Below are 25,677 nucleotides of genomic sequence, written 5' to 3'. Positions count from 1 at the left end.
TTACACCCCTTCGGCCACATAGCGGGCGATGATGTCGCCCATTTCATCGGTGCTGACTGCCTGGCCATCGCGGGCCAGATCGCGGGTGCGTACGCCTTCTTCCAGCGCGCGGTTAATGGCACGCTCAACGGCAGCGGCGGCCTCGTCGGCTTCCAGGCTGTAGCGCAGCAGCAGCGCCAGCGACAGGATCTGCGCAACCGGGTTGGCAATGTTTTTCCCGGCGATGTCCGGCGCGGAGCCGCCCGCGGGCTCATAGAGGCCAAAGCCCTGCTCATTGAGGCTGGCTGACGGCAGCATCCCCATCGAGCCGGTGATCATCGCGCACTCATCAGAGAGAATGTCGCCGAACAGGTTGGAGCACAGCAGCACGTCGAACTGCGATGGATCTTTGATCAACTGCATGGTGGCGTTGTCGATATACATATGCGCCAGCTCAACATCCGGGTATTCGCCGGCAATCTCATTAACGATCTCGCGCCACAGCAGCGAGGTCTGCAGCACGTTTGCTTTATCTATAGAGGTCACTTTGCTGCGGCGCTTGCGGGCCGATTCAAACGCGATACGGGCAATGCGCTCGATTTCGAAGCGGTGGTAAACCTCGGTATCAAACGCTTTTTCATGCATACCGCTGCCTTCGCGCCCTTTCGGCTGGCCAAAATAGATGCCGCCGGTCAGCTCACGCACGCACAGAATGTCGAAGCCGTTAGCGGCGATGTCGGCACGCAGTGGACAGAACGCTTCCAGCCCCTGGTACAACTTCGCCGGACGCAGATTACTGAACAACTTGAAGTGTTTACGCAGCGGCAGCAGGGCGCCACGCTCCGGCTGCTGGGCTGGCGGTAAATGTTCCCATTTCGGGCCGCCGACAGAGCCAAACAGGATGGCGTCTGCCTGCTCACAGCCTTCCACCGTTGCCTGCGGCAGCGGGTTGCCGTGACGATCGATAGCCACACCACCCACATCGTAATGGCTGGTGGTAATGCGTATTTCAAAGCGCTGACGCACGGCTTCCAGTACTTTCAGGGCTTGCGCCATCACTTCCGGGCCAATTCCGTCGCCCGGCAAAACGGCAATATGATAATTTTTAGACATCACGCGGTTTCCTGATTGTGTTCTTTATTTTGTGCTTTGCGTTGCAACTCTTTTTCCACTTCACCGGCACGCCAGATGTTGTTCAGCACGTGCACCATCGCCCGGGCAGACGACTCGACGATGTCGGTGGTCAGGCCCATGCCGTGGAAACGGCGGCCGTTATAGTTCACCACGATATCGACCTGGCCCAGGGCATCCTTACCGTGACCTTTAGCGCTCAGGCCATATTTCACCAGCTCAATGTTGTAGTCGGTGATGCGGTTGATCGCCTGGTACACCGCGTCAACCGGGCCGTTACCGTTGGCGGCTTCAGCTTTCACCTCATCGCCACAGGCCAGTTTCACCGCCGCTGTCGCAATGTCATTGGAGCCTGACTGCACGCTGAAGTAGTCGAGACGGAAATGCTCTGGCTCCTCCTGCTGTTTGTTGATGAACGCCAGCGCCTCCAGGTCATAGTCAAATACCTGACCCTTTTTATCCGCCAGCTTCAGGAAGGCGGCGTACAGATCGTCCAGGCTGTAGTCATTCTCGTGATAGCCCATCTCTTCCATGCGATGTTTGACTGCCGCACGCCCGGAGCGGGAGGTCAGGTTCAACTGCACCTGATTCAGGCCAATAGACTCCGGGGTCATAATTTCGTAGTTTTCGCGGTTTTTCAGCACGCCGTCCTGGTGGATGCCCGACGAGTGCGCGAACGCGCCGGAACCGATGACCGCTTTGTTGGCCGGGATCGGCATATTGCAGATCTGACTCACGGTCTGACTGGTGCGCCAGATTTCGTGGTGGTTGATGTTGGTATGCACGTTCAGCATCGCCTGGCGCAGTTTGATCGCCATGATGACCTCTTCCAGCGCGCAGTTGCCAGCGCGCTCGCCGATACCGTTCAGCGTGCCCTCAACCTGACGCGCTCCGGCGTTTACCGCCGCCACAGCGTTGCCGACAGCCATCCCCAGATCGTCATGGGTGTGGACGGAAATAATCGCTTTATCAATGTTCGGCACGCGTTCATACAGACCGGTAATGATGTTGCTGAATTCGAAGGGCAGGGTGTAGCCCACGGTGTCAGGAATATTGATGGTTTTTGCACCGGCATTGATGGCGGCTTCCACGACACGCGCCAGGTCTTCAATTGGCGTGCGGCCTGCATCTTCACAGGAGAACTCGACGTCGTCCGTATAGTTACGTGCGCGTTTCACCATATAAACAGCGCGCTCAATCACCTCATCCAGGGTACTGCGCAGTTTGGTCGCGATATGCATCGGCGAGGTAGCGATGAACGTGTGGATACGGAACGCTTCGGCTACTTTCAGCGACTCTGCCGCCACATCGATGTCTTTCTCTACGCAGCGGGCCAGGGCGCAGACGCGGCTGTTTTTCACCTGGCGGGCAATGGTCTGCACCGATTCGAAATCACCCGGTGAAGAGACCGGAAAGCCAACTTCCATTACGTCGATACCCATACGTTCCAGCGCCAGTGCGATTTGCAGCTTCTCTTTAACACTCAGACTGGCCTGTAATGCCTGTTCACCATCACGTAACGTGGTATCGAAAATAATGACTTGCTGGCTCATGATTCGGGTCCTTGTCGTGTACTGGGGCGCCGTGCTGCGAGCATAAAAAAACCCGCGCAGCGGCGCGGGTTTTTTGTTCTGTTGGTTCGACTCAGTGTTGCTTGCCGCCCGACAGTCTACCGCGCTCAGTGAAGGCGTTTAGTAGTAGACCGAGAAGGCGAGCAGTGTTGAACATGAATCAAACCTCTGTGAATGCGTGAATATACTTTTAGAGGTACTTGATAGTGTCTGAAGTGTCAACAATTGTTTTGCATGTCACAGTAAATTAACGGGCGACGTGCTGGCAGCGACTTTAGAACAATGTACTGGAGAAAATCCTCATGAAAGCAATATCTAAAAGATCCAAAGTTAGACTCTGATTTTGCCTGTCAATAAGCGTCATTAAAGGCTGTGAGAGGTGCGTTAAAAATAAGAATTAATCTATATGTTATTTGGATGGGTATAATGCTCTAATACTCCCCCCTTTATGAAAGGGCGTGTTTTGTGTCACTCCACAGCGGTGCACGCTTTTGTATTCATAGAGTTAATTATTTTACGGATGAATATTAATCTCGGGTAATTCGAGTGTCATTTTTATTTTTTTTAATCGAAATATTTTAAATGCCATCTGGCTGTGCTGATTTATTACCATTTATTTCACATTTGGTTCTGGTGTTAGCGTGAGATGTCTGAAGAGGGTTATTAAGAGAAAGGGTATTGCCGGTAAGGTTAAATAGCGCGGCGTGCCACGTCTACAGGAAGGCCACGGCAATATGTGGCCAGGGAAGAAATGCGATCAGGGGAGTGGACTATGTCTGATGATCATATCGAAAAGCATCACGGGGTTGATGAAATTAAATCGCAGTTGCGGATGGTGGATCTTAACCTGCTGACCGTGTTTGACGCGGTAATGCAGGAGCAAAACATCACTCGCGCAGCGCACCATCTGGGGATGTCTCAGCCTGCAGTGAGCAATGCCGTATCCCGGCTTAAACTTATGTTTAATGATGAACTTTTTGTTCGTTTCGGCCGGGGCATTCAGCCAACCGCTCGCGCCTATAAGTTATTTGGGTCGGTGCGTCAGGCGCTGCAGCTGATTCAGAATGAACTACCCGGCTCGGGCTTTGAGCCAGTCAGTAGCGAACGGGTATTTAATCTGTGCGTTGCCAGTCCGTTAGATAATCTATTGACGTCAATGATATTTAACCGGATTAAGGAAATTGCGCCTAATATACATCTGATTTTTAAATCCTGTCTGAATCAGAATATTGAGCATCAACTGCGTTATCAGGAGACGGAATTTGTTATTGGCTATGATGAGTTTCGTCGTCCGGAATTTACCTGCGTACCGCTGTTTAAAGATGAAATGGTATTGGTTTGCAGTAACAAGCATCCGCGTATCAATATGCCGATGCGTGAAAGCGATGTATATAATGAGCAACATGCTGTCGTCTCACTGGATCGCTTCGCCTCGTTCAGTCTGCCCTGGTATGACACGCCTGATAAGCAAACCTGTATTGCTTATCAGGGTATGGCCATGACCAGCGTGCTGAATGTGGTATCCCAGACGGAATTAGTGACTATTGCGCCGCGCTGGCTGGCGGAAGAGTTTGATGAAACCCTGGATCTGAAAATTAATCCGCTGCCGCTTAAGCTTAATAGCCGTACCTGTTATTTATCCTGGCATGAGGCGGCAGGCCGCGATAAAGGGCACCAGTGGATGGAAGAGCTGCTTACCGCCATTTGCCGTAAATAACGCCCTGCCAGAAAATCCACACCGGGAGTGTCGCTCCCGGTTTTTTACTGCCTGCTGCAACATTATTAGCATTTTATTCCGCAAGCAGTGCCGCACCCATCGCAACGCTGTGTGCCGCTGAAGAAATTTGCTTTAGCGCTACTATCGCCGCCTTTTATAACATTTCCTGTCATTACTTTTGCTTATTCCTGATATTTAACTCGGTTTGCTGCGCTTATTACCGCCTCGCTCCTGACGGCACGGCATTTGTGCGGCTCTGGCTATGCATTGCCTGCCTGATTTTCAGCGGTTATGTTAAGGCGATGATAACGAGTAAAGTGCAGGCCGAGCGGCCTGCAACCTGAGACAGTGCGGAAATGAGTTCCGCAGTCCGTCGATAACAATAACAGCCTGGAGGCAAACCATGGAGATGTTGTCAGGAGCCGAGATGGTCGTCCGATCGCTTATCGATCAGGGCGTTAAGCAGGTGTTCGGTTACCCCGGAGGCGCAGTGCTCGATATTTATGATGCGCTGCATACCGTCGGGGGGATCGATCACGTCCTGGTGCGCCACGAGCAGGCGGCAGTGCACATGGCCGACGGCCTCGCACGAGCGACGGGCGATGTGGGCGTGGTGCTGGTCACTTCCGGCCCCGGCGCAACCAACGCGATCACCGGTATCGCAACGGCTTATATGGACTCCATTCCTCTGGTGGTGCTTTCCGGACAGGTTGCTACGTCGCTTATCGGCTACGATGCCTTCCAGGAGTGCGACATGGTGGGGATCTCCCGACCAGTGGTGAAGCACAGTTTCCTGGTTAAGCAGACCGAAGATATTCCCGCCGTACTGAAAAAAGCGTTCTGGTTGGCTGCCAGCGGCCGTCCCGGCCCGGTGGTGGTCGATCTGCCGAAGGATATCCTCAATCCGGCGAAGAAATTGCCTTACGTCTGGCCTGAGTCGGTCAGCATGCGCTCATACAACCCGACCACGCAGGGCCATAAGGGGCAGATCAAACGCGCGCTGCAGACCCTGCTGGCGGCGAAAAAACCAGTGATCTACGTGGGCGGCGGGGCGATTAACGCCCACTGTGAAGCTGAACTGCGCTCGCTGGCTGAAAAACTGAATCTGCCGGTGGTGTCATCCCTGATGGGGCTGGGCGCATTTCCCGGTACGCACCGCCAGGCGCTGGGCATGCTGGGGATGCACGGCACCTATGAAGCCAACATGACGATGCACAATGCCGATGTGATTTTTGCCGTCGGGGTGCGCTTTGACGATCGCACCACCAATAATCTGGCGAAATACTGCCCGAACGCCACGGTGCTGCACATCGATATCGACCCGACGTCGATCTCAAAAACCGTTAATGCCGATGTGCCGATCGTGGGTGATGCGCTGCAGGTGCTGAGCCAGATGCTGGAACTGTTGCAGCAGGAAGATAACCGTCAGCCGCTGGATGAGATCCGCGACTGGTGGCAGCAGATTGAACAGTGGCGCGCACGCCAGTGCCTGGCGTGGGATCGCGAAAGTCAGGCAATCAAACCACAGGCGGTGGTGGATACGGTTTATCGTCTGACCAACGGCGATGCCTACGTGACGTCCGACGTGGGTCAGCACCAGATGTTCGCTGCGCTCTACTATACCTTTGACAAGCCGCGCCGCTGGATCAACTCCGGCGGGCTGGGCACCATGGGCTTTGGCCTCCCGGCTGCGCTTGGCGTGAAGCTGGCGCTGCCGAATGAGACGGTGATCTGCGTGACCGGGGACGGCAGCATCCAGATGAACATTCAGGAGCTGTCCACCGCGCTGCAGTATGAGCTGCCGGTGCTGGTGCTCAATCTTAACAACCGCTATCTCGGAATGGTGAAACAGTGGCAGGACATGATCTACTCCGGACGCCACTCGCAGTCCTATATGGAATCACTGCCTGATTTCGCGAAGCTGGCTGAAGCTTATGGCCATGTCGGCATCAGCATCACCCGGCCCGACGAGCTGGAAAGCAAACTCGCAGCGGCGCTTGAGCAGGTACGTGCCGGTCGCCTGGTGTTTGTGGATGTTACGGTTGATGGTACTGAACACGTCTACCCGATGCAGATCCGCGGGGGCGGTATGGACGAAATGTGGTTAAGCAAAACGGAGAGAACCTGATTATGCGCCGGATATTATCAGTACTGCTGGAAAATGAATCGGGCGCACTGTCCCGGGTGATCGGTCTCTTTTCACAGCGCGGCTACAATATTGAGAGTCTGACCGTTGCCCCAACCGACGACCCCACGCTCTCGCGGATGACTATCCAGACCGTGGGCGATGAAAAAGTACTGGAGCAGATCGAAAAGCAGCTGCACAAGCTGGTGGACGTGCTGCGCGTCAGCGAACTGGGGCAGGGCGCGCACGTTGAGCGCGAGATCATGCTGGTGAAAGTGCAGGCGAGCGGTTATGGCCGTGAAGAGGTGAAGCGCAACGCAGAGATATTCCGCGGGCAAATTATCGACGTCACGCCTTCTGTGTATACCGTACAGCTTGCCGGCACCAGCGAGAAGCTGGATGCCTTCCTGGCGACGATCCGCGACGTGGCAAAAGTGGTGGAGGTCGCGCGCTCCGGCGTAGTCGGGCTGGCCCGTGGGGAAAAGATTATGCGCTAAGCCGCGCAAGCGGTTAGCGATATAAAAAACCCGGAGCCTGTTTCCGGGTTTTTTTTCGCCAAAAGCGTCAGGGCAGGCGCGAAAGCGGTTGCCCCTGTTACTGTTCTGCGCTTAGATGTTACAGGATTAAGACGATATCCTTATTGTGACTATGGATAACACACTCAACTCAAGGGGCAATTGTGAAACTGGACGAAATCGCGCGGCTTGCTGGCGTATCCCGTACAACGGCGAGTTATGTCATCAACGGCAAAGCGAAGCAGTATCGCGTCAGTGACAAGACCGTTGAGAAGGTGATGGCAGTAGTGCGTGAGCATAACTATCACCCCAATGCCGTGGCTGCCGGGCTGCGCGCCGGTCGTACCCGCTCAATTGGGCTGGTTATTCCCGATCTGGAAAACACCAGTTACACCCGCATTGCCAACTATCTTGAGCGTCAGGCACGCCAGCGCGGTTATCAGCTGCTGATCGCCTGTTCTGAAGATCAGCCGGATAACGAGATGCGCTGCATTGAGCATCTGTTACAGCGTCAGGTTGATGCCATTATTGTCTCCACGTCCCTGCCGCCGGAGCATCCGTTTTATCAGCGCTGGGCCAACGACACTTTCCCTATCGTCGCACTGGATCGCGCACTCGATCGTGAACATTTCACCAGCGTGGTCGGCGCCGATCAGGATGATGCCCAGATGCTGGCCGAAGAGCTGCGTAAATTCCCGGCGCAGGACGTCCTTTATATGGGCGCGTTACCCGAGCTGTCGGTGAGTTTTCTGCGGGAGCAGGGATTCCGCACGGCGTGGAAGGACGATCCGCGCGAGGTAAAATACCTTTACGCCAACAGCTACGAGCGCGACGCCGCCGGGCAACTGTTTGAAAAATGGCTGGAAACTAACCCGATGCCGCAGGCGCTGTTTACCACCTCGTTTCCTTTATTACAGGGCGTAATGGATGTCACGCTTAAGCGTGAAGGGCGACTGCCGACGGAACTGGCGATTGCCACCTTCGGCGACAACGAACTGCTGGATTTTATTCAGTGCCCGGTGCTGGCGGTGGCGCAGCGTCATCGCGAAGTGGCAGAGCGGGTGCTTGAACTGGTGCTGGCGAATCTGGACGAACCGCGTAAACCTAAACCGGGGCTGAGTCGTATTAAGCGCAGCCTTTATCGCCGCGGCAGCTTAAGCCGGGCATAAAATAAAGGCAGCCAGGCTGCCTTTATTTATATTCGGACTAATCCAGACGCCGTAACCTCACGGTAAAAAAACCGACTATTTTTGCGTACTGCAATCCGTTACTGCTTATACAGGCGTAACCATTCATTGCGCAGGTAGTGTTTTGTTACACATCAAATGCTAAACGCGTCGTAACGTTAACGATTAATCCGGCGCGCTGCTTCCGCATCCCTAACATTGCGCGTCCCGGCAGGCCGGGCCTGGAATCTGGTGCTGTCCTCTTTACCCGATATGGCTTAAAATGCTGCCCGCGTCGCAAACTGAGTACTTATTTCACTTAATTCGTATCCAGCCTGGATTTAACGGTTTCATGCTTGTTAGTCATTTTCTTACAAATATTCATGGCGTTAATTTCACCTCGCCGGTTTATCAGTATTAATTCTGGCGTTCATCACCCGTTAAAGCAGAAACAATTGCCAGGGTCGGCGCAGGTGCCGTCTTGACAAGCTTTTCCTCCGCTCCGTAAACTCGTGGTGGTATTTTGTGGGGTAAAGTGGGGCTCAGGGTTTATTCAGGGTGAGGCTGGCATGTTCCGAGGGGCAACCGTAGTCAATCTCGACAGCAAAGGGCGGTTATCCGTGCCTACCCGTTACCGGGAAACGCTGATTGAGGCCGCTTCCGGTCAAATGGTTTGCACCATTGACATTCATCACCCCTGCCTGCTGCTTTATACCCTTCCCGAATGGGAAATTATTGAACAGAAACTGTCACGCCTGTCGAGCATGAACCCCGCCGAGCGCCGCGTGCAGCGTTTGTTGTTAGGGCATGCCAGTGAATGCCAGATGGATAGCGCAGGGCGCTTGCTCCTGGCGCCCGTGCTGCGGCAGCACGCCGGGCTGACAAAAGAAGTGATGCTGGTCGGACAGTTCAATAAGTTTGAGCTGTGGGATGAAACGACCTGGTATCAACAAGTCAGGGATGATATTGACGCTGAACAGTCGTCATCGGACGTCTTGTCTGAGCGGCTTCAGGATTTATCGCTATAACCATGATGGATAACTTTAAACACACCACGGTGCTGCTCGACGAAGCCGTAAACGGCCTCAACATTCGTCCCGATGGCATTTACATTGATGGCACTTTTGGCCGTGGTGGACACTCACGCCTGATTTTGTCGCAGCTTGGCGAACACGGGCGTCTCATTGCGATCGATCGCGATCCGCAGGCGATTGCCGCGGCACAGGCGATCAACGATCCGCGTTTCTCCATCGTGCACGGTCCTTTTTCTGCGCTCGCTGACTATGTCTGCGAGCTTGAGCTCGTTGGTCGCATCGACGGCATTCTTCTCGATCTTGGCGTTTCTTCACCGCAGCTTGACGATCCGGAGCGCGGCTTCTCGTTTATGCGCGACGGGCCGCTGGATATGCGTATGGACCCAAGCCGCGGCCAGTCAGCAGCGGAATGGCTGTTGAAAGCCGAAGAAGCGGACATTGTCTGGGTGCTGAAGACCTTCGGCGAAGAGCGGTTTGCGAAACGTATCGCCCGCGCTATCGTCGAGCGTAACCGCGAGCAGCCGATGACGCGTACCAAAGAGCTGGCTGAAGTGGTTGCTGCCGCCACGCCGGTGAAAGACAAATTCAAACACCCGGCGACCCGTACCTTCCAGGCGGTGCGCATCTGGGTCAACAGTGAACTGGAGGAGATCGAGTCGGCGCTAAAAGGCTCGATTGACGCGCTGGCCCCGGGCGGGCGGCTGTCGATTATCAGTTTCCATTCGCTGGAAGACCGCATTGTAAAACGCTTTATGCGCGAACAGAGCCGCGGTCCGCAGGTTCCGGCCGGGTTACCGATGACCGAGGCGCAGCTCAGCAAGCTGGGTGGTCGTCAATTGAAGGCATTAGGAAAAATGATGCCGGGCGAAGAAGAAGTGGCGGAAAACCCACGCGCCCGTAGTTCAGTGCTGCGTATTGCAGAGAGGACGAACGCATGATCGGCAGAGTGTCGGAGACCCTCAGCAGGGTAACGGGATCGTTAGGAAGCACCGAGCGCCATGCATTGCCTGGCGTGATCGGCAGCGATCTTCTGCGTCAGGGGAAACTGCCACTCTGTCTGTTCATCGCCATCATCGTTACCGCCATCATTGTGGTGACAACCGCGCACCACACCCGTCTGCTTACCGCCCAGCGCGAGCAGCTGGTGCTGGAGCGTGACGCGCTGGATATCGAGTGGCGCAACCTGATCCTCGAAGAGAACGCGCTCGGCGATCACAGCCGGGTTGAGCGGATCGCAACGGATAAGCTCCAGATGCAGCACGTCGATCCGTCGCAGGAAAACATTGTGGTTCAAAAACAGGAATGATGCAGTCATGGTAAACGCATGAGAGCAGCGGGTAAGACGCTAAAACCAAAACGTCAGGACGAACAGGCCAACTTTATCAGTTGGCGTTTTGCGTTGCTGTGCGGCTGTATTTTTCTCGCGCTGGCGTTACTGCTGGGACGTGCAGCCTGGCTGCAAATCATCAACCCCGACATGCTGGTGCGCCAGGGCGATATGCGTTCCCTGCGCGTGCAGGAAGTCGCCACGTCGCGCGGGATGATCACCGATCGCTCCGGTCGTCCACTGGCGGTGAGCGTGCCGGTGAAAGCCATCTGGGCCGATCCCAAAGAGCTGCATGATGCGGGCGGCATTACGCTGGATAACCGCTGGAAAGCGCTCTCCGATGCGTTGAAGATCCCCCTCGATCAGCTGGCGGCACGCGTTAATGCTAACCCGAAAGGGCGCTTCATCTATCTTGCCCGTCAGGTCAATCCCGATCTTGGCGACTACATCAAAAAACTCAGGCTGCCCGGCATTCACCTGCGTGAAGAGTCGCGTCGCTACTACCCTTCCGGCGGCGTGACCGCGCACCTTATTGGCTTTACCAACGTCGACAGTCAGGGCATTGAGGGCGTGGAGAAGAGCTTCGACAAGTGGCTCACCGGCCAGCCGGGCGAGCGCGTGGTGCGTAAAGACCGTTATGGCCGCGTGATTGAAGATATCTCCTCTACCGACAGCCAGGCTGCGCACAACCTGACGCTCAGCATTGATGAACGTCTGCAGGCGCTGGTTTATCGCGAGCTGAACAACGCGGTGGCGTTCAACAAAGCAGAATCCGGTACCGCCGTGCTGGTGGACGTTAATACCGGCGAAGTGCTGGCGATGGCGAACAGCCCTTCCTACAACCCGAATAACCTCGCAGGCACCCCGAAAGACGCAATGCGTAACCGCGCCATCACCGACGTGTTTGAACCCGGTTCAACCGTAAAACCAATGGTGGTGATGACCGCGCTTCAGCGCGGCGTGGTGCAGGAAAACTCGGTGCTTAATACCGTGCCATATCGGGTCAACGGTCATGAGATTAAAGACGTCGCGCGCTACAGCGAGCTGACGCTGACCGGAGTACTACAGAAGTCGAGTAACGTCGGTGTATCCAAGCTGGCGTTAGCGATGCCATCCTCAGCGTTAGTAGATACTTACTCACGCTTTGGACTGGGAAAGGCGACCAATTTGGGGTTGGTCGGAGAACGCAGTGGCTTATATCCTCAAAAACAACGGTGGTCTGACATAGAGAGGGCCACCTTCTCTTTCGGCTACGGGCTAATGGTAACGCCGTTACAGTTAGCGCGTGTCTACGCAACCATTGGCAGCTACGGCATCTATCGTCCGCTGTCGATAACCAAAGTCGACCCACCGGTACCGGGTGAACGCGTGTTCCCTGAATCGCTGGTGCGCTCCGTGGTCCATATGATGGAGAGCGTGGCGCTGCCGGGCGGCGGCGGGGTGAAGGCAGCCATCAAGGGCTATCGTATCGCGATTAAAACCGGTACCGCGAAAAAAGTCGGTCCGGACGGGAAGTACATCAACAAATACATTGCTTACACCGCGGGCGTTGCGCCAGCCAGCCAGCCGCGTTTTGCGCTGGTGGTGGTGATCAACGATCCGCAGGCAGGTAAATATTACGGCGGTGCCGTTTCAGCGCCGGTATTCGGGGCCATCATGGGCGGCGTACTGCGCACCATGAATATCGAACCGGACGCGCTGGCAACGGGTGAGAAAAACGAATTCGTGATTAATCGAGATGAGGCAACAGGTGGCAGATCGTAATTTGCGCGACCTTCTTGCTCCGTGGGTAGCCGGGCTACCTGCGCGAGCGCTACGCGAGATGACCCTCGACAGCCGTGTGGCTGCCGCAGGCGATCTTTTTGTAGCAGTGGTCGGTCATCAGGCGGACGGGCGTCGTTATATCCCGCAGGCAATCGCACAGGGCGTCGCAGCCATTATTGCGGACGCTCAGGGCGAGGCGACCGATGGTGAAGTGCGCGAAATGCATGGCGTGCCGGTTATCTATCTCAGCCAGCTGACGGAGCGTCTTTCCGCGCTGGCAGGCCGTTTTTACCATGAGCCTTCTGACCGGCTGCGTCTGGTCGGTGTGACCGGGACCAACGGTAAAACCACTACCACCCAGTTGCTGGCGCAGTGGGCGCAGCTGCTGGGCGAAACCAGCGCCGTAATGGGTACCGTCGGTAATGGTCTATTGGGTAAAGTCAGCCCCACCGAAAATACCACCGGCTCGGCGGTAGACGTACAGCAAGTACTCGCTAACCTGGCAGATCAGGGCGCAACGCTGGCGGCGATGGAGGTCTCTTCGCATGGCCTGGTGCAGCATCGCGTAGCGGCACTGAAATTTGCCGCGTCAGTATTTACTAACCTCAGCCGCGACCACCTCGATTATCACGGGGACATGGAGCAGTACGAAGCCGCGAAATGGCAGCTGTTCTCCAGCCATCACTATGGGCAGGCAATCGTTAATGCCGACGATGAAGTCGGTAACCGCTGGCTGGCGAGTCTGCCGGACGCCGTTGCGGTGTCGATGGAAAACAACATCAATCCCGGTTGTCATGGCCGCTGGCTGCGCGCCGACGCGGTGGAGTACCACGACAGCGGAGCCACTATTCGTTTCTCTTCGTCATGGGGCGAGGGCGAGATCGAAAGCCGCCTGATGGGCGCGTTTAACGTCAGCAATCTGCTGCTGGCCCTGGCTACGCTGCTGGCGCTGGAGTATCCGCTCGACGCGTTGCTGAAAACCGCTTCCCGCCTGCAGCCGGTCTGTGGCCGGATGGAAGTGTTCAGCGCACCGGGCAAACCTACTGTCGTGGTGGATTATGCTCATACGCCTGACGCGCTGGAGAAAGCGCTGCAGGCCGCGCGCCTGCACTGCGCCGGTAAGCTCTGGTGTGTGTTCGGCTGCGGCGGGGATCGTGACAAAGGCAAACGTCCGCTGATGGGCGCGATTGCTGAAGAGTTCTCTGACGTGGTGATCGTGACCGACGACAATCCGCGCACCGAAGATCCGAAAGCGATTATCACTGATATCCTGGCGGGCATGCTGGACGCAGGCCGCGTGCGCGCCGTTGAAGGCCGTGCCGAAGCGGTGACCAACGCCATTATGCAGGCGCAGGAAAACGACGTCGTGCTGATCGCCGGTAAAGGGCATGAGGATTACCAGATTGTCGGTAACCGCCGTCTCGACTATTCCGATCGCGTTACCGCAGCGCGCTTGCTGGGGGTGGTAGCATGATCCGCGTCTCACTGAGCCAGCTCGCAGGTATTCTGCGCGCCGACCATCACGGCGCAGATATCGCCATCGACGATGTGACCACCGACACGCGCAAAATCACCCCGGGCTGCCTGTTTGTCGCGCTGAAGGGCGAGCGTTTTGACGCGCACGATTTTGCACAGCAGGCGAAAGATCGCGGCGCGGGCGCGCTGCTGGTGAGCCGTTTGCTGGAGACCGATCTGCCGCAGCTGGTAGTGGAAGACACGCGTCTGGCGTTTGGCGAACTGGGTGCCTGGGTGCGCCAGCAGGTGCCAACCCGCGTGGTCGCGCTCACCGGCTCCTCCGGTAAAACCTCGGTAAAAGAGATGACCGCCTCGATCCTGAATCAGTGCGGCAACACGCTCTATACCGCCGGCAACCTCAACAACGACATCGGCGTGCCAATGACGCTGCTGCGCCTCACCCCGGAGCACGACTATGCCGTCATTGAGCTGGGCGCGAATCACCAGGGCGAGATCGCCTGGACCGTCAGCCTGACGCGTCCGGAAGCGGCGCTGGTTAATAACCTGGCGGCAGCGCATCTCGAAGGTTTCGGCTCGCTTGCCGGCGTTGCCAAAGCGAAAGGCGAAATCTTCACCGGCCTGCCCGCTAACGGCATTGCCATTATCAACGCCGACAATAACGACTGGCTGAACTGGCAGAGCGTTATTGGCGAGCGTAAAACCTGGCGTTTCTCACCCAACGCGGCACAGAGCGATTTTACCGCCACTAACGTGCACATGACCGCGCACGGAACTGAATTCACGCTGCAGACCCCGGTCGGCAATATCGACGTCACGCTGCCGCTGCCGGGTCGCCACAACATTGCTAATGCGCTGGCAGCAACCTCGCTGGCAATGGCGGTAGGCGCGTCGCTCGACGCGGTGAAAGCTGGCCTCGCCACGCTCAAAGCCGTGCCGGGCCGTCTGTTCCCGATCCCGCTGAGTGAAAACCAGCTGCTGCTGGATGACTCCTATAACGCTAACGTCGGCTCGATGACCGCCGCCGCGCAGGTGCTGAGCGAAATGCCAGGCATGCGCGTGATGGTGGTTGGCGATATGGCGGAGCTGGGCGACGACGCGCTGGAGTGCCACCGTCAGGTGGGCGAGGCGGCGAAAGCCGCAGGCGTTGACCTGGTGCTGAGCGTCGGCACACTGAGCGAAGCTATCAGCAGTGCCAGCCTGGCTGGCGAACATTTCAAAGAAAAAGGCGCGTTAATCGCGCGTTTACAGCAGCTTATCGCTGAACATTCCCCGATCGTCATTTTAGTGAAGGGCTCACGCAGTGCCGCCATGGAAGAGGTAGTACACGCATTACAGGAGAACAGGACATGTTAGTGTGGCTGGCCGAACATCTGGTCAAATATTATTCCGGCTTTAACGTCTTTTCCTATCTGACGTTCAGGGCCATTGTCAGCCTGCTGACCGCGCTGTTTATCTCTCTGTGGCTGGGGCCGCGCCTGATTGCGCGCCTGCAGGAGCTCTCTTTTGGTCAGGTGGTGCGTAACGATGGTCCGGAGTCGCACTTCAGCAAGCGCGGCACCCCGACCATGGGCGGCATCCTGATCCTGTTCTCTATCGTGGTGTCGGTGCTGCTCTGGGCCTACCCGTCAAACCCGTACGTCTGGTGCGTGCTGTTCGTGCTGGTAGGCTACGGCGCGATTGGCTTCGTCGATGACTATCGCAAAGTGGTGCGTAAAGACACCAAAGGCCTGATCGCGCGCTGGAAGTATTTCTGGATGTCGGTCATCGCGCTGGTGGTAGCCTTTGCGCTCTATCTGGCCGGGAAAGATACCCCTGCGACAGAACTGGTGGTGCCGTTCTTCAAGGACGTGATGCCCCAGCTCGGCATCTTCTACATCCTGCTGGCTTACTTCGTGATTGTTGGCACCGGTAACGCGGTCAACCTGACCGACGGTCTTGATGGTCTGGCTATTATGCCGACCGTGCTGGTCGCGGCGGGCTTTGCGCTGGTGGCCTGGGCGACGGGTAACATGAACTTCGCCAACTATTTGCATATCCCTTATCTGCGTCACGCTGGCGAACTGGTGATTGTGTGTACCGCCATTGTCGGGGCAGGGCTTGGCTTCCTGTGGTTCAACACCTATCCGGCGCAGGTATTTATGGGCGATGTCGGCTCGCTGGCGCTGGGCGGCGCGCTTGGCATCATCGCCGTGCTGCTGCGTCAGGAGTTCCTGCTGCTGATCATGGGCGGCGTCTTCGTGGTGGAAACCCTGTCGGTGATCCTGCAGGTTGGCTCGTTCAAGCTGCGCGGCCAGCGTATTTTCCGTATGGCGCCGATTCATCACCACTATGAACTGAAAGGCTGGCCGGAGCCGCGCGTCATCGTGCGCTTCTGGATTATTTCGCTGATGCTGGTGCTGATTGGCCTGGCAACCCTGAAGGTGCGTTAACTATGTCTGCTTACCAGGGCAAAAACGTCGTCATTATTGGACTGGGTCTCACCGGGCTGTCCTGCGTGGATTACTTCCTCGCGCGTGGCGTAACGCCGCGCGTCATGGACACGCGTCTGACGCCGCCGGGGCTGGATAAGCTGCCGGAAACGGTCGAGCGCCATCTCGGCAGCCTGAACGATGACTGGCTGCTGGCGGCGGATCTGATTGTCGCAAGCCCTGGTATGGCGCTGGCACACCCGTCGCTGAGTGCAGCGGCGGAGGCTGGCGTGGAGATCGTTGGCGATATCGAACTGTTTTGCCGTGAGGCGCAGGCCCCCATCGTGGCGATCACCGGCTCTAACGGCAAAAGCACCGTTACCACGCTGGTCGGCGAGATGGCGAAAGCGGCAGGCGTCAACGTTGGCATTGGCGGCAATATTGGCCTGCCAGCCCTGATGCTGCTCGAGCCGGGCCGTGAGCTTTACGTTCTGGAGCTTTCCAGCTTCCAGCTGGAAACCACCAGCAGCCTGAAAGCGGTAGCGGCCACAATTCTCAACGTGACCGAAGATCATATGGATCGCTACCCGTTCGGACTGCAGCAGTATCGCGGTGCGAAACTACGCATCTATGAAAACGCCACCACCTGCGTGGTGAATGCGGATGATGCCCTGACCATGCCGGTGCGCGGCGCGGATGAGCGCTGCATCAGCTTCGGCATCGACGTGGGCGACTATCACCTTAACCGTCAGCAGGGCGAGACCTGGCTGCGGGTAAAGGGCGAGAAAGTCCTGAACGTCAAAGAGATGACGCTGGTAGGTCAGCACAATTACACCAACGCCCTGGCGGCGCTGGCGCTGGCGGATGCCGCCGGCCTGCCGCGCGCCAGTAGCCTGAAGGCGTTAACCACCTTTACCGGTCTGCCGCACCGCTTCCAGCTCGCCTGGCAGCATAATGGCGTGCGCTGGATCAACGATTCGAAGGCCACCAACGTCGGCAGTACCGAAGCGGCGCTGAACGGGCTACAGGTTGACGGCACGCTGCATCTGCTACTGGGCGGTGACGGGAAGTCAGCCGATTTCTCACCGCTGCGTCGCTACCTCGACGGCGATAATATTCGCCTGTGGTGCTTCGGACGCGACGGTGCGCTGCTGGCCGGTCTGCGCCCGGACGTCGCAGTACAGACCGGGACGATGGAGCAGGCCATTCAGCGCCTCGCCGGGCAGCTGCAGCCGGGTGATATGGTGCTGCTGTCACCGGCCTGCGCCAGCCTCGATCAGTTTAAGAATTTTGAGCAGCGCGGTGAGATATTCACCCGTCTGGCGAAGGAGCTTGGTTGATGCGTCTCTCTCTCCCGCGTCTTCGCGTGCCGCGAGTGCCTGGCGCTGGTGTGCTGGTATGGCTGTTCTCCGCGCTAAAGGGCTGGGTCATGGGCTCGCGCGAGAAAGACACCACCAGTCTGGTGATGTACGACCGCACCCTGCTGTGGCTGACGTTCGGCCTGGCGGCCATCGGTTTTATTATGGTGACTTCGGCGTCAATGCCGGTTGGCCAACGTCTGGCGGACGATCCCTTCCTGTTCGCCAAGCGTGATGCGCTCTATCTGCTGCTGTCGTTTATGCTGGCGATGATTACGCTGCGTCTGCCAATGACCTTCTGGCAGCGTCACAGCGCGGCGATGCTCATCGCCTCGATCATCATGCTACTGATCGTGCTGGTGGTGGGCAGCTCGGTCAACGGGGCATCGCGCTGGATCTCGCTCGGGCCGCTGCGTATTCAGCCGGCGGAGCTCTCGAAGCTGTCGCTGTTCTGCTATCTGGCTAACTATCTGGTACGCAAGGTTGATGAAGTACGTAACAACCTGCGCGGCTTCTTAAAACCGATGGGCGTGATTCTGGTGATGGCAGTACTGCTGCTGGCCCAGCCTGATCTCGGAACCGTGGTGGTGCTGTTCGTTACTACGCTGGCGATGCTGTTCCTTGCCGGGGCGAAACTCTGGCAGTTCCTCGCCATTATCGGCATGGGCATTTCGGCGGTGGTCCTGCTGATCCTCGCTGAGCCGTACCGTATGCGCCGCGTTACCTCGTTCTGGAACCCGTGGGAAGATCCCTTCGGCAGCGGTTACCAGCTAACCCAGTCGCTGATGGCGTTTGGCCGCGGCGAACTCTGGGGGCAGGGGCTGGGGAATTCGGTGCAGAAACTCGAATATCTTCCGGAAGCACATACCGACTTCATCTTCTCCATTATCGGGGAAGAACTCGGATATATCGGTGTGGTACTTGCATTATTGATGGTATTCTTCGTCGCTTTCCGTGCGATGTCCATCGGGCGTCGCGCCCTTGAGATCGATCAGCGTTTTTCGGGCTTTTTAGCCTGTTCTATCGGTATCTGGTTCAGCTTCCAGGCACTGGTAAACGTTGGTGCGGCGGCGGGTATGCTGCCGACCAAAGGTCTGACACTGCCGCTTATCAGTTACGGCGGTTCGAGCCTGCTGATCATGTCGACGGCCATCATGTTTTTATTACGCATAGATTATGAAACGCGTCTGGAAAATGCCCAGGCGTTTACACGAGGTTCACGATGACAGGGCAAGCGAAGCGATTAATGGTGATGGCAGGCGGAACGGGCGGACACGTCTTTCCCGGTCTGGCGGTTGCGCACCATTTAATGGCTCAGGGCTGGCAGGTGCGCTGGCTCGGCACCGCGGATCGTATGGAAGCGGATTTAGTCCCAAAGCACGGCATTGACATCGACTTCATCCGTATTTCCGGGCTGCGCGGCAAGGGCCTGAAAGCCCTGCTGCTGGCGCCGGTGCGTATCTTTAATGCCTGGCGTCAGGCGCGCGCCATCATGAAACGCTTCAGGCCGGACGTGGTGTTGGGCATGGGCGGTTATGTTTCTGGCCCCGGCGGACTGGCCGCGTGGTCATTGGGCATTCCGGTGGTGCTGCATGAGCAAAACGGTATTGCCGGGTTGACCAATAAATGGCTGGCGAAGCTGGCGAAAAAGGTGATGCAGGCGTTCCCCGGTGCGTTTCCTGACGCCGATGTGGTCGGCAATCCGGTGCGTACCGATGTGCTGGCGCTGCCACTGCCGCAGGAGCGTCTGGCGGGGCGTGAAGGCCCGGTGCGTGTGCTGGTGGTCGGCGGTTCCCAGGGCGCGCGGGTTCTGAATCAGACCATGCCGCAGGTTGCAGGCCGTCTGGGTGAACGCGTGACGATCTGGCATCAGAGCGGAAAAGGCGGGCTGGAAACGGTACAGCAAGCCTATGCCGATGCCGGGCAGCCCCAGCACAAGGTGACTGAATTCATTGACGACATGGCCGATGCCTACGGCTGGGCGGATGTGGTGGTGTGCCGTTCCGGCGCGCTGACCGTGAGCGAAGTGGCGGCGGCAGGTTTACCGGCGCTGTTCGTTCCGTTCCAGCATAAGGATCGTCAGCAGTACTGGAACGCGCTGCCGCTTGAAAAAGCCGGCGCGGCAAAAATTCTTGAGCAGCCTCAGTTCACCGTGGACGCGGTAGCCGAAACCCTTGCCGGGTGGGATCGCGCGACGCTGATGACAATGGCGGCTCACGCCCGCGCGGCCTCCATTCCGGATGCCACCGAGCGGGTAGCAAATGAGGTCCGCGCCGTAGCACTGGCGTAACGACAGGCCGGCCCACAGGGCGGGTATGATTTTTGATGTTTATTTGGCGCGCTGCGCCGCAGGTTAGAGAATGAATACACAACAACTGGCGAAACTGCGTTCTATCGTGCCCGAGATGCGTCGCGTCCGGCACATTCACTTTGTTGGCATCGGCGGCGCCGGAATGGGCGGTATTGCCGAAGTGCTGGCCAACGAGGGCTATCAGATCAGCGGGTCCGATCTGGCGCCGAACCCGGTAACCCAGCAGTTGACGCAGCTTGGCGCAACGATTTACTTCAACCATCGCCCGGAAAACGTGCTCGATGCGAGCGTGGTGGTGGTGTCGAGCGCGATCTCTGCAGATAACCCGGAGATCGTGGCTGCGCGCGAAGCGCGTATCCCGGTGATCCGCCGCGCAGAGATGCTGGCTGAGCTGATGCGTTTTCGTCACGGTATTGCGGTAGCAGGTACCCACGGTAAAACCACGACCACTGCCATGGTATCGAGCATTTACGCCGAAGCCGGTCTGGACCCGACGTTTGTTAACGGTGGCCTGGTGAAAGCTGCAGGCACCCATGCGCGCCTCGGGCACAGCCGTTATCTGATTGCCGAAGCGGATGAAAGTGACGCGTCGTTCCTGCATTTGCAGCCGATGGTGGCGATTGTCACCAATATTGAAGCCGACCACATGGATACATACCAGGGCGACTTCGAAAATTTAAAGCAAACATTCATCAACTTTTTGCACAATTTGCCGTTTTATGGGCGTGCCGTAATGTGTATCGACGATCCGGTGATCCGCGAGCTGCTTCCGCAGGTCGGACGCCAGACCACGACTTACGGCTTCAGCGAAGACGCTGATGTGCGCATTGAGAATTACAGCCAGAGCGGGGCGCAAGGGCGCTTTACCATCGTGCGTCAGGATAAACCGGCGCTGCAGGTGACCCTGAATGCGCCAGGCCGCCATAACGCCCTGAACGCGTCGGCGGCGGTAGCGGTAGCAACCGAAGAGGGTATTGAGGATGACGCAATTCTGCGTGCGCTGGAGAGTTTCCAGGGTACCGGACGTCGTTTCGACTTCCTCGGCGAATATCCGCTGGCGACGGTAAATGGCAAACCGGGCAGCGCGATGCTGGTGGACGATTACGGCCATCATCCGACCGAAGTGGACGCCACGATCAAGGCGGCGCGTGCGGGCTGGCCGGATAAAAACCTGGTGATGGTGTTCCAGCCACACCGCTATACGCGTACCCGCGATCTCTACGATGATTTCGCTAACGTGTTGACCGAAGTGGATGTGCTGCTGATGCTGGACGTATACCCGGCGGGTGAGGCACCGATCCCGGGCGCGGATAGCCGCTCGCTGTGCCGTACGATTCGCGGGCGCGGCAAGATTGACCCGATACTGGTGCCTGACGCTGCCCGCGTGGCGGATATGCTGGCACCGGTGTTGACCGGCAATGATTTGATTCTGGTGCAGGGCGCCGGAAACATTGGCAAAATTGCCAGAAACCTGGCTGATATCAAGCTGCAGCCGCAAAAGCCGGAGGAAGAATCGCATGAGTGATAAAATCGCGGTCCTTTTTGGCGGTGATTCTGCCGAGCGCGACGTGTCTCTGCAGTCCGGCGCAGCGGTACTGGCTGGCCTGAAAGAAGCGGGCCTGGACGTGTATCCGTTTGATCCGCGCGAGCGTTCGGTGATGACGCTTAAAGAGCAGGGTTTCGACAAAGTCTTTATCGCGCTGCACGGGCGCGGCGGCGAGGACGGCACCCTGCAGGGTGTGCTGGAGCTGCTCGGGCTGCCTTATACCGGTAGCGGCGTGATGGCGTCTGCCATTGGCATGGATAAATTGCGTACCAAGCTGCTGTGGCAGGGAGCGGGTTTGCCGGTTGCTCCATGGGTCGCGCTGACGCGCGCGCAGTTTGCTGACGGGCTGAGCCAGCAAACGCAGCGCGCCATTGAAGCGCTTGGTCTGCCGCTGATCGTGAAACCGGCGCGCGAAGGTTCAAGCGTGGGCATGTCCCGCGTTGAGCACGCCGATGCGCTTGTTAGCGCACTGGAACTGGCCTTCGAGCACGACTGCGAAGTGCTGGTTGAGAAATGGTTAAGCGGGCCTGAGTTCACAGTTGCGATGTTGGGTAACGATATTCTTCCGTCTATTCGTATCCAACCGGCAGGTATCTTCTATGATTATGAGGCGAAATATCTCTCTGATGAGACTCAGTATTTTTGCCCTGCGGGTTTGAGCGACGACGAAGAACAGTTATTAGGCGATCTGGTGCGTAACGCCTGGAATATCCTCGACTGCAGTGGCTGGGGACGTGTGGATGTGATGAAGGACAGCGACGGACAGTTTTACCTGTTAGAGGTGAATACCTCGCCGGGGATGACCAGCCACAGCCTGGTGCCGATGGCGGCCCGTCAGGCTGGCATGAGCTTCTCGCAGCTGGTGGTTCGTATTCTGGAGCTGGCTGACTGATATGTCTCAGGCGGCGCTGAACGCGCGAGCCCGGGCTGAGGAGCAGCAAAACGCTGCTTCCCGCCGGAATAATGGAACGCGTCTGGCAGGCATTATTTTCCTGCTGATGGTGCTGTGCACCATATTTTTCAGCGGCTGGGTGGTGCTCGGCTGGATGGAGGACGCCCAGCGTCTTCCGCTGTCGAAGCTGGTCGTGACTGGCGAGCGCCACTACACGCGTAATGATGATATTCGTCAGTCAATACTGGCACTCGGCGCGCCGGGAACCTTTATGACCCAGGACGTCAACATCATTCAAAGTCAGATCGAACGTCTGCCCTGGATCAAGCAGGCAAGCGTAAGAAAGCAATGGCCGGACGAATTGAAGATTCATCTGGTTGAATATGTGCCGCTGGCAAGGTGGAATGACCAGCACATGATTGACGCTGATGGAAATTCCTTCAGCGCACCGGCAGAACGCACCAGTAAACAGGCGCTGCCGATGCTTTACGGGCCGGAAGGCAGTGAGAATGAAGTCCTTCAGGGATATCGCAGCATGGGCGCTGTGCTGGCGAAAGATAAGCTCGCTCTGAAGGAGGCGGCAATGACCGCCCGCCGCTCCTGGCAGTTGACGCTGAGTAACGATATCAAGCTCAACCTGGGACGCGGCGACACAATAAAGCGTCTTGAACGCTTTATCGAGCTTTACCCGGTATTGCAGCAGCAGGCGCAGGCCGATGGCAAAATCATCAGCTATGTCGACCTGCGCTATGAGTCCGGTGCGGCAGTGGGCTGGGCGCCTGCGCCCGCTCCGGTCGAGGAATTGAATCAGCAACCGACTCAGCAACAGAATCAGTGACAGGCAGAACAGCAATGATCAAGGCGACGGACAGAAAATTGGTAGTTGGACTGGAGATTGGCACCGCGAAGGTTGCCGCTTTGGTAGGGGAAGTTCTGCCCGACGGTATGATCAATATCATTGGCGTGGGCAGTTGCCCGTCGCGCGGTATGGATAAAGGCGGGGTAAACGATTTGGAGTCGGTGGTTAAGTGCGTTCAACGCGCGATTGACCAGGCCGAACTTATGGCAGACTGTCAAATCTCATCGGTCTATCTGGCGCTTTCTGGTAAACATATCAGTTGCCAGAACGAAATCGGGATGGTGCCGATTTCCGAGGAAGAGGTGACGCTGGAAGACGTTGAGAATGTGGTCCATACCGCTAAATCTGTACGCGTGCGCGATGAACACCGTGTGCTCCATGTGATTCCCCAGGAGTACGCGATTGATTACCAGGAAGGTATTAAAAACCCGGTAGGGCTTTCCGGGGTGCGCATGCAGGCAAAAGTGCACTTGATCACATGTCACAACGATATGGCGAAAAACATCGTTAAAGCCGTTGAACGTTGTGGTCTGAAAGTTGACCAACTCATCTTTGCAGGTCTGGCGTCGAGCTATTCAGTGTTAACTGAAGATGAGCGTGAACTCGGGGTCTGCGTGGTGGATATTGGCGGTGGTACAATGGATATCGCCGTTTATACCGGCGGAGCGCTCCGTCACACCAAGGTTATACCGTATGCTGGCAACGTGGTGACCAGCGATATTGCTTATGCCTTTGGTACGCCGCCGAGCGATGCGGAAGCGATCAAAGTACGCCATGGCTGTGCGCTTGGCTCGATCGTCGGTAAAGACGAAAGCGTAGAAGTGCCTAGCGTGGGCGGTCGTCCGCCGCGCAGCCTGCAACGCCAGACGCTGGCTGAGGTCATTGAGCCGCGTTATACCGAGCTGCTCAACCTGGTCAACGAAGAAATTTTACAGTTACAAGAGCAACTCCGTCAGCAGGGCGTCAAACATCATCTTGCGGCGGGGATTGTGTTAACCGGCGGCGCGGCACAAATTGAAGGCCTGGCAGCCTGTGCACAGCGCGTATTCCATACGCAGGTGCGTATTGGTCAGCCGTTAAATATTACTGGCCTTACTGATTACGCCCAGGAGTCCTATTACTCTACTGCCGTTGGTCTGCTGCACTATGGGAAAGAGTCCCATCTGAGCGGTGAAGCGGAAGTGGAAAAACGTGCCTCGGTCGGCTCGTGGATCAAGCGAATCAACAGCTGGCTGAGAAAAGAGTTTTAATTTTTTAAAGAGACCGCAAAATATTAACGGTCTCAGGCGAACAGGCATAAACGGAGAGAAACTATGTTTGAACCTATGGAACTGACCAACGACGCGGTGATTAAAGTCATCGGCGTCGGTGGGGGCGGTGGCAACGCCGTCGAACATATGGTGCGCGAGCGCATCGAAGGCGTGGAGTTCTTCGCGGTAAACACCGATGCGCAGGCACTGCGTAAAACCGCGGTTGGTCAGACTATTCAGATCGGCAGCGGCATCACCAAAGGATTGGGTGCCGGCGCGAATCCTGAAGTCGGCCGTAACGCCGCTGAAGAAGATCGTGAAGGCCTGCGTGCTGCGCTGGAAGGTGCGGACATGGTCTTTATCGCAGCCGGCATGGGCGGCGGCACCGGTACGGGTGCGGCACCGGTCGTTGCTGAAGTGGCAAAAGATTTAGGTATTCTGACTGTTGCTGTCGTGACTAAGCCTTTCAATTTTGAAGGCAAAAAGCGTATGGCTTTCGCAGAGCAGGGTATCTCTGAGCTCTCCAAGCATGTCGATTCTCTGATCACTATCCCGAACGACAAGCTGCTGAAAGTCCTGGGGCGCGGTATCTCTCTGCTCGACGCGTTTGGCGCGGCGAACGACGTGCTGAAAGGCGCGGTACAGGGTATTGCCGAGCTGATTACCCGTCCGGGTCTGATGAACGTCGACTTCGCTGACGTGCGCACCGTGATGTCCGAAATGGGCTACGCGATGATGGGCTCCGGCGTGGCAAGCGGTGAAGATCGTGCGGAAGAAGCGGCAGAAATGGCGATCTCCAGCCCGCTGCTGGAAGATATCGACCTTTCCGGCGCGCGCGGCGTACTGGTTAACATCACGGCGGGCTTCGACCTGCGTCTGGACGAGTTCGAAACCGTGGGTAACACCATTCGCGCCTTCGCCTCCGACAACGCCACCGTGGTTATCGGTACTTCTCTGGATCCAGAGATGAACGACGAACTGCGCGTCACCGTTGTGGCTACCGGCATTGGCATGGATAAGCGTCCGGAAATTACGCTGGTAACCAACAAACAGCAGCAGCAACCGGTGATGGATCGCTACCAGCAGCACGGTATGGCGCCGCTGACCCAGGAGCAGAAACCGGCTTCTAAAGTGGTCAACGACAACACTACACAAGCGGCGAAAGAGCCTGATTATCTGGACATTCCAGCGTTCCTGCGTAAGCAAGCTGATTAAGAATAAACCGGAAGTTGGGATTTTGCGCTCTTT

The 25,677-nt window shown here is 57.1% G+C and carries 21 protein-coding genes; 19 read left to right on the top strand and 2 right to left on the bottom strand.

Annotated features, from left to right (window positions below):
* Positions 1–1,092, bottom strand: a complete 1,092-nt coding sequence (leuB, locus tag ET34_RS0100600; protein WP_031518593.1) for a 3-isopropylmalate dehydrogenase — start codon at positions 1,090–1,092, stop codon at positions 1–3.
* Entirely contained in the window at positions 1,092–2,663 is a 1,572-nt protein-coding gene (gene leuA / locus ET34_RS0100595) for a 2-isopropylmalate synthase (RefSeq protein ID WP_031518591.1), read from the bottom strand. Before leuA ends, leuB begins: the two co-directional genes overlap by 1 nt.
* Positions 2,664–3,453: 790 nt before the next feature.
* Between leuA and leuO the strand changes: the two genes are divergently transcribed.
* The 19 genes from leuO (at position 3,454) to ftsZ (ending at position 25,644) form a co-directional block, all read left to right on the top strand.
* Positions 3,454–4,398: a transcriptional regulator LeuO gene (gene leuO, locus ET34_RS0100590; protein ID WP_031518590.1), complete on the top strand. Its 945-nt coding sequence runs from the start codon at positions 3,454–3,456 to the stop codon at positions 4,396–4,398.
* A 403-nt stretch (positions 4,399–4,801) separates the two neighbouring features.
* Complete coding sequence (gene ilvI / locus ET34_RS0100585; protein WP_031518588.1) at positions 4,802–6,526, top strand: acetolactate synthase 3 large subunit; 1,725 nt, start codon at positions 4,802–4,804, stop codon at positions 6,524–6,526.
* Between the two features lie 2 nt (positions 6,527–6,528).
* Positions 6,529–7,020, top strand: a complete 492-nt coding sequence (ilvN, locus tag ET34_RS0100580) for an acetolactate synthase small subunit (RefSeq protein WP_031518587.1) — start codon at positions 6,529–6,531, stop codon at positions 7,018–7,020.
* 182 nt (positions 7,021–7,202) lie between these two features.
* Positions 7,203–8,207 carry a catabolite repressor/activator gene (gene cra / locus ET34_RS0100575; protein WP_031518585.1) on the top strand — a complete coding sequence of 335 codons (1,005 nt, stop codon included), beginning with the start codon at positions 7,203–7,205 and terminating at the stop codon, positions 8,205–8,207.
* Positions 8,208–8,773: 566 nt separating this feature from the next.
* A complete protein-coding gene (mraZ, locus tag ET34_RS0100570; protein WP_031518583.1) occupies positions 8,774–9,232 on the top strand; it encodes a division/cell wall cluster transcriptional repressor MraZ in 459 nt (152 codons plus the stop codon).
* Positions 9,233–9,234: 2 nt separating this feature from the next.
* Positions 9,235–10,176, top strand: a complete 942-nt coding sequence (gene rsmH / locus ET34_RS0100565; RefSeq protein ID WP_031518582.1) for a 16S rRNA (cytosine(1402)-N(4))-methyltransferase RsmH — start codon at positions 9,235–9,237, stop codon at positions 10,174–10,176.
* A complete protein-coding gene (gene ftsL / locus ET34_RS0100560; RefSeq protein WP_031518580.1) occupies positions 10,173–10,544 on the top strand; it encodes a cell division protein FtsL in 372 nt (123 codons plus the stop codon). Before rsmH ends, ftsL begins: the two co-directional genes overlap by 4 nt.
* Positions 10,545–10,562: 18 nt before the next feature.
* Positions 10,563–12,329 carry a peptidoglycan glycosyltransferase FtsI gene (locus ET34_RS0100555; RefSeq protein WP_031518579.1) on the top strand — a complete coding sequence of 589 codons (1,767 nt, stop codon included), beginning with the start codon at positions 10,563–10,565 and terminating at the stop codon, positions 12,327–12,329.
* Positions 12,316–13,803: a UDP-N-acetylmuramoyl-L-alanyl-D-glutamate--2,6-diaminopimelate ligase gene (gene murE / locus ET34_RS0100550; RefSeq protein WP_072001924.1), complete on the top strand. Its 1,488-nt coding sequence runs from the start codon at positions 12,316–12,318 to the stop codon at positions 13,801–13,803. Before ET34_RS0100555 ends, murE begins: the two co-directional genes overlap by 14 nt.
* Positions 13,800–15,158 carry a UDP-N-acetylmuramoyl-tripeptide--D-alanyl-D-alanine ligase gene (gene murF, locus ET34_RS0100545; protein WP_031518575.1) on the top strand — a complete coding sequence of 453 codons (1,359 nt, stop codon included), beginning with the start codon at positions 13,800–13,802 and terminating at the stop codon, positions 15,156–15,158. Before murE ends, murF begins: the two co-directional genes overlap by 4 nt.
* Positions 15,152–16,234, top strand: coding sequence for a phospho-N-acetylmuramoyl-pentapeptide-transferase (gene mraY, locus ET34_RS0100540; RefSeq protein ID WP_031518574.1), 1,083 nt, complete (start codon positions 15,152–15,154; stop codon positions 16,232–16,234). The genes murF and mraY overlap by 7 nt, the downstream gene beginning before the upstream one ends.
* A gap of 2 nt (positions 16,235–16,236) precedes the next feature.
* Positions 16,237–17,553: a UDP-N-acetylmuramoyl-L-alanine--D-glutamate ligase gene (gene murD / locus ET34_RS0100535; RefSeq protein ID WP_031518572.1), complete on the top strand. Its 1,317-nt coding sequence runs from the start codon at positions 16,237–16,239 to the stop codon at positions 17,551–17,553.
* Positions 17,553–18,797, top strand: a complete 1,245-nt coding sequence (gene ftsW / locus ET34_RS0100530; RefSeq protein WP_031518570.1) for a cell division protein FtsW — start codon at positions 17,553–17,555, stop codon at positions 18,795–18,797. Before murD ends, ftsW begins: the two co-directional genes overlap by 1 nt.
* Positions 18,794–19,861, top strand: coding sequence for an undecaprenyldiphospho-muramoylpentapeptide beta-N-acetylglucosaminyltransferase (gene murG, locus ET34_RS0100525; protein ID WP_031518568.1), 1,068 nt, complete (start codon positions 18,794–18,796; stop codon positions 19,859–19,861). The genes ftsW and murG overlap by 4 nt, the downstream gene beginning before the upstream one ends.
* A 70-nt stretch (positions 19,862–19,931) precedes the next feature.
* A complete protein-coding gene (gene murC / locus ET34_RS0100520) occupies positions 19,932–21,407 on the top strand; it encodes a UDP-N-acetylmuramate--L-alanine ligase (protein WP_031518566.1) in 1,476 nt (491 codons plus the stop codon).
* Positions 21,400–22,320, top strand: a complete 921-nt coding sequence (locus ET34_RS0100515; protein WP_031518564.1) for a D-alanine--D-alanine ligase — start codon at positions 21,400–21,402, stop codon at positions 22,318–22,320. Before murC ends, ET34_RS0100515 begins: the two co-directional genes overlap by 8 nt.
* 1 nt (position 22,321) lies before the next feature.
* Complete coding sequence (gene ftsQ, locus ET34_RS0100510) at positions 22,322–23,158, top strand: cell division protein FtsQ (RefSeq protein WP_031518562.1); 837 nt, start codon at positions 22,322–22,324, stop codon at positions 23,156–23,158.
* A gap of 14 nt (positions 23,159–23,172) precedes the next feature.
* Positions 23,173–24,429 (top strand): cell division protein FtsA, encoded by a 1,257-nt coding sequence (gene ftsA / locus ET34_RS0100505; protein ID WP_024548575.1) that lies wholly within the window; start codon positions 23,173–23,175, stop codon positions 24,427–24,429.
* A gap of 63 nt (positions 24,430–24,492) precedes the next feature.
* The gene (ftsZ, locus tag ET34_RS0100500) at positions 24,493–25,644 is read left to right on the top strand and encodes a cell division protein FtsZ (protein WP_031518560.1); all 1,152 of its coding nucleotides are present in this window, start codon (positions 24,493–24,495) and stop codon (positions 25,642–25,644) included.
* The last annotated feature ends 33 nt before the right edge of the window (positions 25,645–25,677 follow it).

This window comes from Siccibacter colletis (assembly GCF_000696575.1).
Classification (GTDB): domain Bacteria; phylum Pseudomonadota; class Gammaproteobacteria; order Enterobacterales; family Enterobacteriaceae; genus Siccibacter; species Siccibacter colletis.
This window is presented reverse-complemented; position numbering and strand designations above follow the sequence as displayed.